At 78.7% G+C, this 478-nt stretch carries 1 pseudogene; it reads left to right on the top strand.

From position 1 onward, the window contains the following. Positions 1-478: pseudogene (locus LPA54_RS37425) on the top strand (acyl-CoA synthetase); the annotation flags it as partial.

Genomic DNA, 478 nt, shown 5'->3' with positions numbered 1-478 from the left:
GCGCCGGCCGGACGCCGTGGCCCTGACCGGGGACTGCGAGGAGGTCACCTACGGGACGCTCCTCGCCCGCGCCACCGCCCAGCGCGGGCGCGTCGCGGACCTCGGCCTCGCCCCCGGCGAACCCGTCGGCGTCCTCGCCGTCAACTCGCCCGCCACCGTCGCCCAGGTGCTCCCCGGCCTGCTGGAACGCCGGCCGGTGCTGCTGCCCTCGCCCACCCTCGGGCAGGACGTCCGCGCCCGGCTCACCGACGCGGCCGGCGTCCCCGTGCTGCTGACCGCGCGGGACGACGACACCGCCACCGCGGAGCCCCGCGCCCCCGCCCGTGACGACCGCCGCGACGGCACCGCGTTCATCCTGACGACGTCCGGTTCCACCGGCGTGCCCAAGGCGGTCCCGCTGCCCGCGGCGGCGGTCGACCGCTTCACCGGCTGGGCGGCGGACGCCTTCGGCATCACCGAGGACACCCCGGTCCTCAAC

Origin of the sequence: Streptomyces sp. DH12, from assembly GCF_020873895.1 — a bacterium.
Classification (GTDB): Bacteria; Actinomycetota; Actinomycetes; order Streptomycetales; family Streptomycetaceae; genus Streptomyces.
Note: the sequence above shows the minus strand (reverse complement) of the source record. Positions and strands in the feature narration are given on the sequence as shown.